General features: G+C 65.5%; 7 protein-coding genes and 1 pseudogene. All 8 read left to right on the top strand.

The window, feature by feature from the left end; all coding sequences use genetic code 11:
- A pseudogene (locus QZ213_RS20215) lies at positions 1–1,216 on the top strand (alpha-2-macroglobulin family protein); the annotation flags it as partial.
- Between the two features lie 80 nt (positions 1,217–1,296).
- Entirely contained in the window at positions 1,297–3,315 is a 2,019-nt protein-coding gene (gene pbpC, locus QZ213_RS20210) for a penicillin-binding protein 1C (RefSeq protein ID WP_291687867.1), read from the top strand.
- A 50-nt stretch (positions 3,316–3,365) separates the two neighbouring features.
- Entirely contained in the window at positions 3,366–5,108 is a 1,743-nt protein-coding gene (locus QZ213_RS20205) for a glycosyltransferase family 39 protein (protein ID WP_291687866.1), read from the top strand.
- Between the two features lies 1 nt (position 5,109).
- Entirely contained in the window at positions 5,110–5,952 is an 843-nt protein-coding gene (locus QZ213_RS20200) for a phosphatase PAP2 family protein (RefSeq protein ID WP_291687865.1), read from the top strand.
- 95 nt (positions 5,953–6,047) lie between these two features.
- Positions 6,048–6,770, top strand: coding sequence for a glycosyltransferase family 2 protein (locus QZ213_RS20195; RefSeq protein ID WP_291687864.1), 723 nt, complete (start codon positions 6,048–6,050; stop codon positions 6,768–6,770).
- On the top strand, positions 6,767–7,096 hold the full coding sequence (locus QZ213_RS20190) for a lipid-A-disaccharide synthase N-terminal domain-containing protein (protein WP_291687863.1): 330 nt from the start codon (positions 6,767–6,769) through the stop codon (positions 7,094–7,096). The genes QZ213_RS20195 and QZ213_RS20190 overlap by 4 nt, the downstream gene beginning before the upstream one ends.
- Positions 7,097–7,223: 127 nt before the next feature.
- The gene (locus tag QZ213_RS20185; protein ID WP_291687862.1) at positions 7,224–7,688 is read left to right on the top strand and encodes a lysozyme inhibitor LprI family protein; all 465 of its coding nucleotides are present in this window, start codon (positions 7,224–7,226) and stop codon (positions 7,686–7,688) included.
- 367 nt (positions 7,689–8,055) lie between these two features.
- Complete coding sequence (locus tag QZ213_RS20180; RefSeq protein WP_365885079.1) at positions 8,056–8,298, top strand: PilZ domain-containing protein; 243 nt, start codon at positions 8,056–8,058, stop codon at positions 8,296–8,298.
- Positions 8,299–8,393: the final 95 nt, after the last annotated feature.

Genomic DNA, 8,393 nt, shown 5'->3' with positions numbered 1-8,393 from the left:
GGGCTCGAACGGTTCCTTCGGGCTGTGGTCGGCCGGTGGCGACGATGCCTGGCTCGACGCCTACGTGACGGACTTCCTGACCCGCGCCCGCGAAAAGGGTTTTGCGGTGCCGGATATCTTGTTCAAGAGCGCGCTCGACCGCATCCGCAACTCGGTGGTTAACGCCAACGAGCCGGAAAAGGACGGCGGGCGCGATCTCGCTTACGGCCTCTACGTGCTCGCCCGCAATGGCGCCGCGCCGATCGGGGATCTGCGTTATCTCGCCGACACCAAATTGAACAATCTGGCGACGCCGATCGCAAAATCGCAATTGGCGGCGGCGCTGGCGCTGGTCGGCGACAGAGCGAGGGCGGAGCGGGTTTATGCCGCAGCACTCGAAAGCCTCGCGCCGAAGCCGGTGCTGGAATTCGGCCGGATCGACTATGGCAGCGCCTTGCGCGACGCCGCCGCGCTGGTTTCGCTGGCGAGCGAAGGCAACGCTCCGAAGGCGACGCTGACGCAGGCGGTGGCCCGCGTCGAAGTCGCACGCGGACTGACGCCTTACACCTCGACCCAGGAGAATGCCTGGCTGGTGCTGGCCTCGCGGGCGCTGGCCAAGGAGACCATGAGCCTCGATCTCGATGGCTCAGCCGTGAAGGCGGCGCTCTATCGCAGCTACAAGGCCGACGAGATGGCGGGCAAGCCGATCAAGATCACCAACACCGGGGACGCGGCGGTGCAGGCGGTGGTTTCGGTCAGCGGCGCGCCGATCACGCCGGAGCCCGCAGCGTCGAACGGCTTCAAGGTCGAGCGCAATTTTTTCACGCTCGACGGCAAGCCGGTCGATATCTCGAAGGCCAGGCAGAACGACCGCTTCGCGGTGGTGCTGAAGATCACCGAGGCGAAACCGGAATACGGGCACATCATGGTGTCGGATTATCTTCCGGCGGGCCTAGAGATCGACAATCCGCATCTGGTGTCGTCAGGTGATACCGGTACGCTGGACTGGATCGAGGACGGCGAGGAGCCGGAAAATACCGAATTCCGCGACGATCGCTTCACCGCCGCCATCGATCGCGCCGCCGACGACAAGGCGGTGTTTACGGTGGCCTATGTGGTGCGCGCGGTATCGCCCGGCAAATACGTGCTGCCGCAGGCCTATGTCGAGGACATGTACAACCCCTCGCGCTACGGCCGCAGCGGCACCGGATCAGTCGAGGTGCGTCCGGCGAAATGAGCGGGCACAGCCCACATGACGGAGTCAGGAAACGGCGCGCGGGCCGCATCGTCGTTGGCATCGCCGTAGCTATTGTCGCTATGTTCGGCGCCTTCGCGGCGTGGGCCATCTCGCTTGGCCCGTTGCCGCTGGCCCAAACGCGGCAAGTCTCCACCACGATCGTCGATCGCAACGGCAAGCTGCTGCGCGCTTACGCCATGGCTGACGGCCGCTGGCGGCTGCGGGTCGATGCCAGAAACAGCGTCGATCCGGGTTATCTCAAGCTGTTGCTGGCCTATGAAGACCGGCGCTTTCGCTCCCATGCCGGCGTCGATCCGCTGGCGCTGGGACGCGCCGCGTTCCAGCTTCTGACCCGCGGCCACATCGTGTCCGGCGGCTCGACCATCACCATGCAACTGGCGCGCCTCCTGGAGCCGCGGCGGGAACGATCGGTCCACGCCAAGCTGCGCCAGATGGTCCGCGCGCTCGAAATCGAGCGGCAACTGACCAAGGACCAGATCCTCGACCTCTATCTGACGCTGGCGCCCTATGGCGGCAATCTCGAGGGCATTCGCGCCGCCTCGATCGCCTATCTCGGCAAGGAGCCGAAGCGGTTGTCGCTGGCGGAATCGGCGCTGCTGGTGGCGCTGCCGCAGTCTCCGGAAACCCGCAGGCTCGATCGCCATCCCGACGCCGCGCGCGCGGCGCGCAACCGCGTGCTCGATCGCATGGTCGAAGAGCATCTGCTGTCGCAAGAGGATGCGGCGCAGGCCAAAGCGCAGCCGGTGCCGGGGTTGCGCAAGCAGATGCCGATCCTCGCGCCGCATTCCGCCGATGCCGCGATGGCAACCGTGAAAGACACCGACGTCATCAGGCTGACGCTGGATGCGAGCCTGCAGAAGGTGCTGGAAGCGCTGGCGCGCGACCGCGCCCAGGCGTTGGGCCCGAATATTTCCGTCGGCATCCTCGCCGTCGACAATGCCAGCGGCGAGGTGCTGGCGCGGGTCGGCTCACCGGATTATTTCGACGACAGGCGGGCAGGGCAGGTCGACATGACCCGTGCGGTGCGCTCGCCGGGCTCGACGCTGAAACCGTTCATCTATGGGCTCGCTTTCGAAGACGGTTTTGTCCATCCGGAAAGCCTGATCGACGACCGGCCGATCCGCTTCGGCTCGTACGCGCCGGAAAATTTCGACATGACCTTTCAGGGCACGGTGCCGGTGCGCAAGGCGCTGCAGCTCTCGTTGAACGTGCCCGCCATCGCCTTGCTCGATCGCGTCGGCGCCAGCCGCCTGACGTCGCGGTTGAGGCAGGCCGGAACCAATCTGGTGCTGCCGAAGGACGAAGCGCCGGGGCTCGCGATGGGGCTGGGCGGCGTCGGCGTTACCTTGCAGGATCTCGTGCAGCTCTATTGCGGGCTGGCGCGGCTCGGCAACACAACGCCGTTGCGCGAGATCGCCAGCGAAGACGCGCGCGATTCCCTGCGGTTGATGGACCAGGTCGCGGCCTGGCAGGTCGGCAACGTGCTGATCGGCTCGCCGCCGCCCGAAAACGCCCCGCATAACCGGATCGCGTTCAAGACCGGCACCAGCTACGGCTATCGCGACGCCTGGTCGATCGGCTTCGACGGCCGCATGACCATCGGGGTCTGGGTCGGACGTCCCGACGGGGCGCCGGTGCCCGGCCTGGTCGGCCGCGCCGTGGCGGCGCCGATCCTGTTCGATGCCTTCGCCCGCACCGGAAAACTGCCGGTCGCGCTGCCGAAGCCGCCCAAGGGGACGCTGGTGGCCAGCAACGGCAAGCTTCCGCTGCCCCTGCGGCGGTTCCGCCCCGTGGGGGAACTGGTCCGGACCGGCGGCGAGCAGGCCCCGCATATCCAGTTCCCGCTGAACGGCTCGCGGATCGAAATTGCCAGTTCGGGCGGCGCGCAAGCTTCCGCGATGCCGGTCAGGGTCGCCGGCGGGGTCTTGCCGCTGACGATGCTGGTGAACGGGGTTTCGGTGGGGGAAATCGATGGCCGGCGCCAGCGCCTGGTCGATCCGCCCGGCCCGGGTTTTGCCAGATTGACCGTGATCGACGCCACGGGCGCGGCGGACACAGTTGTCATCCGAATTCAATAGGGGGACGCTAAGCGGTTGTCGGGATAGCGGTTTCGGCGTATGCGGAGCCGATGGTCGAGACCTATGCCCGCCCCCGATTTGGAGAGCCGCGCGAGCCGAAGAACCGGGTAAATCCGGGCAGCAGGTTTGTCGGCGCGATCGACTTTGTCTCGGGCAGCCATATTCGCGCCGTCGCGTTCCTCATTTTCTGCGGCCTCGTGCTTTTTGTACCCGGATTTTTCAACATCCCGCCGATCGACCGCGACGAGGCGCGGTTCGCGCAGGCGACCAAGCAAATGGTCGAGACCGGCGATTTCGTGGATATCCGCTTCCAGGACGAAGTGCGCTACAAGAAGCCCGTCGGCATCTATTGGCTGCAGGCAGCGAGCGTGGAGGCCGCCTCTGCGCTCGGCCTGCCGCGCGCGCAGGTCCGCATCTGGCTGTACCGGGTGCCCTCGCTGATCGGCGCGATCGGCGCGGTGCTCCTGACCTATTGGACGGCGCTGGCCTTCGTGACCCGCCGGGGCGCCGTCTTCGCCGGTCTCGTCATGGGCAGTTCGGTGCTGCTCGGGGTCGAGGCAAGACTCGCCAAGACCGACGCCATGCTGCTGCTCACGGTGGTCGCGGCGATGGGCGCGCTGGCCCGGGTCTATCTGTCCTGGCAGCGCGGCGAGGATCCCGAGCGTCCGCCGTGGTCGTGGCCGCTGATCTTCTGGACGGCATTGGCCGGCGGCATCCTGCTCAAGGGACCGCTGATCCTGATGTTCGTCGTGCTCACCGTCGGCACGCTGGCGATCCTCGACCGATCGGCGGCGTGGCTGTGGCGGCTGCGGCCGCTATGGGGCCTGATGTGGATGCTGGTTCTGGTGCTGCCCTGGTTCATCGCGATCTTCTGGCGCGCCGGCGACGCCTTCTTCGCGGACTCCATCGGCGGCGACATGTTGAGCAAGCTCGCGGCTCAGGAATCCCACGGCGCGCCGCCCGGATTTTATCTGCTGCTGTTCTGGGTGACGTTCTGGCCCGGCGCGCCGCTTGCGGGCATGGCGGCGCCGGCGGTCTGGCGGGCCCGGCGCGAGCCCGGCGCGCAGTTTCTGCTGGCGTGGCTGGTCCCGTCCTGGATCGTGTTCGAACTGGTGCTGACGAAGCTGCCGCATTACGTGCTGCCGCTCTATCCGGCGATCGCGATCCTCACTGTGGGCGCGCTGGAGCGGCGGGTGCTGTCGCGGTCGTGGTTGCGGCGCGGCGCCGCCTGGTGGTTTGCCATTCCGGCGGCTACATCGGTGATTGCGGTCGTCGGTGCGATCACGCTGACGCGCCAGCCGGTGTTCCTGGCGTGGCCGTTCGTGGCGGCGGCGATGATCTTCGGGCTGTTCGCGTGGTGGCTCTACGACGACAACCGCGCCGAACGCTCGCTGCTGAACGCCGTGGCCGCGGCGATGTTTCTGGCGCTTGCCGTTTATGGTGTCGTGGTGCCGGCGCTGACGCCGGTGTTTCCGAGCGCGGAGATCGCGCACGCGCTGCGCAACGTGGTCTGCGTCGGGCCCAAAGCCGCCGCGGCGGGTTTTCACGAGCCAAGCCTGGTGTTCATGACCGGCACGGAGACATTGCTGACGGACGGTTCAGGCGCCGCGGATTTTCTGGGGCAGGGCAGCTGCCGCTTCGCGCTGGTGGAGCAGCGCTCCGAGCGCGGCTTTGCGGCCCGCGCCGAAGCCATCGGGCTGCGCTACAACGTCGCCGCCCGCGTCGACGGCTATAACATCTCGCAAGGAAGAGCGATCTCGATAGCGATCTTCCGTTCCGAAGGCACGGAGTAAGATGTCCGCTCCGGCCGGCGTCGGTCATCCCTCGAGCTATTTTGCCGGCCTGTTCGCGCTGGTGCGGCTGTCGCTCGGGCAACTCGTGCGATCGCCGTCGCACTCCCGGCGTGCCGAGGCGGCGCGCAGATTGGCGCGGCATGGCTTGCTGCTCACGGCGATCGTCAGTGCTGCGATCGTCACGCTGATGGTTTGGCTGGATGCGCGAGAGATCCTCCTGATGCCGGCGCGCGGCACGCCGGGCCTCTGGCCGGTTCGCATCCTGACCGACTTCGGCAAGGACACCTACGTGCTGTCGGTTTTGGCCGCGATGATGCTGGCCGTTGGACTTGCAGCCGCGGCCTTGCGGGGAACCTCACGGGCGCAATGGCTCGGCTTTGGGCTGCGGCTGCAGTTTGTGTTTTTCGCGGTGCTGGTGCCGCTGCTTGCCGGCGAAATGATAAAATGGGTCGCCGGACGCGGCCGGCCGTTCGTGGGAGGCCAGGCCAACCCCTTCAACTTCGCGCCCTTTGCCGGGACCGAGGCCTATGCGAGCTTTCCATCGGCGCATGCCATCACCGCCTTTGCGCTGGCTTTCGCAGTATCCGCGCTCTGGCCGCGCGCACGGGCGGCGATGATCGTCTATGCGCTCCTGATCGCCGCCAGCCGCCTGGTGCTGCTCGCCCATCATCCGAGCGACGTGGTCGCGGGGGCCTTGATCGGCGTGGTCGGCGCCATGGCCGTGCGGTACTGGTTCGCCGCGCGCCGCCTCGGTTTCGCGATCCATCGCGATGGCGAAATTGTGCCGCTTCGGGGCGTTCCGGGGCGTCGCAAAAGGGTTGCCCGCGGGGCCTCGGCCCCATAAGAAGCGGACGCCAAAACCGCCGGCCGGCAGGCGTCACCGGTGGACGGCCCACTCAAACCGCGAGCGTTGATTTGCCTCCTTCTGACCCAGCCGCGGTGGCCGTTTCCATCGTCGTCCCCGTGCGCAACGAGGCCGAAAACATCAGCCCGCTGATTGCCGAAATCGCCACCGCCCTCGATGGCCGATGGGCCTATGAGATCATCTACGTCAATGATGGCTCGACGGATGCGACCGCCGCGCGGCTTGCGGCCGAGATGAAGAGCCGCGGCCATCTGCGCCAAATCCGTCACGCCGCTTCCGCGGGACAGTCGGCGGCGGTGCGTAGCGGGGTACGCGCCGCGCGCGGCGTCATCGTGGCGACGCTCGACGGCGACGGCCAAAATGATCCGGCGTTCCTGCCGGACCTGATCGTGGCGATCGAAAATGGCGGCGAGCGCGTCGGCCTAGCCGCCGGCCAGAGGGTCGGCCGCAGGGATACCGGCTTCAAGAGGATCCAGTCGCGCATCGCCAATGGCGTGCGCAACGTCATCCTCCGTGACGGCACCCGCGACACCGGCTGCGGCCTGAAGGCGTTCCGGCGCGAGGTGTTCCTTATGATGCCCTATTTCGACGGGCTGCATCGCTTCTTGCCGGCGCTGGTGCGCCGCGAGGGCTACGAGATCGTCTATGTCGACGTGATCGACCGGCCGCGCCGTTCCGGCGTGTCAAATTACGGTTTCTTCGACCGGCTATGGATCGGAATCATGGATCTCGCCGGCGTGTGGTGGCTGATCCGCCGCAAGAAACCGACTCCTGTCGCGACCGAGGTGACCTTATGACCGAACTGTTCAACAACCTCGCCAGCTACCTGCACGATGTATTCGTCATCAAATTCGATGCCTGGGTGATTCTGGGGTTCGTGGCGCAGGGATTGTTCACCATGCGCTTTGTGGTGCAATGGATCGCTTCGGAGCGTGCGCGCAGGAGCGTGATGCCGGTGGCGTTCTGGTTCTTTTCGATCGGCGGCGGCGCATTGCTGCTGGTCTATGCGCTGTATCGCCGGGATCCGGTATTCATCGCCGGCCAGGCCCTCGGGCTCGTGGTTTACACGCGCAACCTTTATTTCATCGTCGCCAACGGACGCCAGGCCTCCGCGAGCAACTGATTCACCGCGACGCTTGATTTGACCGGTTGAACTCCGTGAATTGTATCGGCGACCAACGGGTCGTTGCTGCTCGCGCGATTGGGAAAAATGACGAATGAAGTCTCCGCTCTATCTGCTTATCGCTGCCTTGATCGGCATCGCGGCTCTTGGTCTTGCCGCTGGCCCGAGTGAGGCCCAGACGCGCAAGCCGACGACAAAGGAGATCGCCGCCCTCCGCGATTGCGCGACGAAGTACGCGGACAACCTGGATGAAGGCGAGCGGCAGTGCCTGTTCAATCTCGTCGCCGAGCCCTGCATGGGTAAACCGGAGGAAGCCCAAAAATCGGTTGTGGTGGAGTGTTACCTCGTCGAAAATTCGATCTGGGACGGATTGCTCAACGAAAATTACAAGAGCCTGCTTGAGACGCTGGATGACGGCCAGTCCGCCAAAGCGCGCGCCATGCAGCGTGCCTGGACGGCCTATCGCGACACGACCTGCCAGTTCTATGACGACAAGATCCAGGGATCGATGTCGATCACCATGCACGCCGCCTGCATGGCCCGCGAGTCGGCGCGACGGGCGATGCTGCTCAAATTCTTCAGGCAACTATAGACGCTCGCGAGGACGTTGGGAGCATCGCGCCGATCTTGTGGTCGGCCGGAGACGCCGTGCCCCCGAGGCTCGATATGTTTCGAGCAAGAATATGCTTACTTGGTGGAAAACGGGAACGCCTCAGGGTTACCAGCGCTGGTGACCTGGAAGCGTGCCGGGGTATGACGAAGCCGATTATCCGGCGTTTTCGTAGTGATTACCGACGTTTCGAGCGGCAGTTCGGGATGGGCCGGAGAAATCCGGTAAAGGGAATTCAAACAGAACCGATACATTGCGAGCGGTCCCGCTAGGCAATTTCCAACGAGTCTTCGGTAAGAAAGCCATTGGGATACCGGATCACCGGTGCAGATGAAGGCGAAGGATCGATATGTTGATGAACCGTCGTAGAAGCGAACGTCATCTCTGCAGGCGGCTCGCGAAGATCCAACTCGGGGGATCGTTGCCGCGCGACTGCACGATCACGGACATATCGGATGGCGGCGTGAAGGTGATCGCGGAATTTATCGATATTCCCTCTGAGTTCACCATCATTCTGTCCGAAGGCCGCCCGCGCCAATGCAAGCTGGCCTGGCGGATCGGCTGCGAATTCGGCGCCCAATTCGTCGATTAGATCGAAAACCCCTTGCGGGACATCGAGGCCGGCTGAGCCTTCTTGGCCGCCGCCGCGGAACCGGCGCCAGCCAATTCGTTCGGGGCGCCCGTGAC

This window comes from Bradyrhizobium sp., from assembly GCF_017881085.1.
Classification (GTDB): domain Bacteria; phylum Pseudomonadota; class Alphaproteobacteria; order Rhizobiales; family Xanthobacteraceae; genus Bradyrhizobium.
Note: the sequence above shows the minus strand (reverse complement) of the source record. Positions and strands in the feature narration are given on the sequence as shown.

What these genes read in the sequence shown, in the direction of transcription:
- QZ213_RS20200 (WP_291687865.1), top strand. Translation starts at nt 5,110, where the DNA reads ATGTCCGCTCCGGCCGGCGTCGGTCATCCCTCGAGCTATTTTGCCGGC.
- QZ213_RS20205 (WP_291687866.1), top strand. Translation starts at nt 3,366, where the DNA reads ATGGTCGAGACCTATGCCCGCCCCCGATTTGGAGAGCCGCGCGAGCCG.
- pbpC (WP_291687867.1), top strand. Translation starts at nt 1,297, where the DNA reads ATGTTCGGCGCCTTCGCGGCGTGGGCCATCTCGCTTGGCCCGTTGCCG.
- QZ213_RS20190 (WP_291687863.1), top strand. Translation starts at nt 6,767, where the DNA reads ATGACCGAACTGTTCAACAACCTCGCCAGCTACCTGCACGATGTATTC.
- QZ213_RS20180 (WP_365885079.1), top strand. Translation starts at nt 8,056, where the DNA reads ATGTTGATGAACCGTCGTAGAAGCGAACGTCATCTCTGCAGGCGGCTC.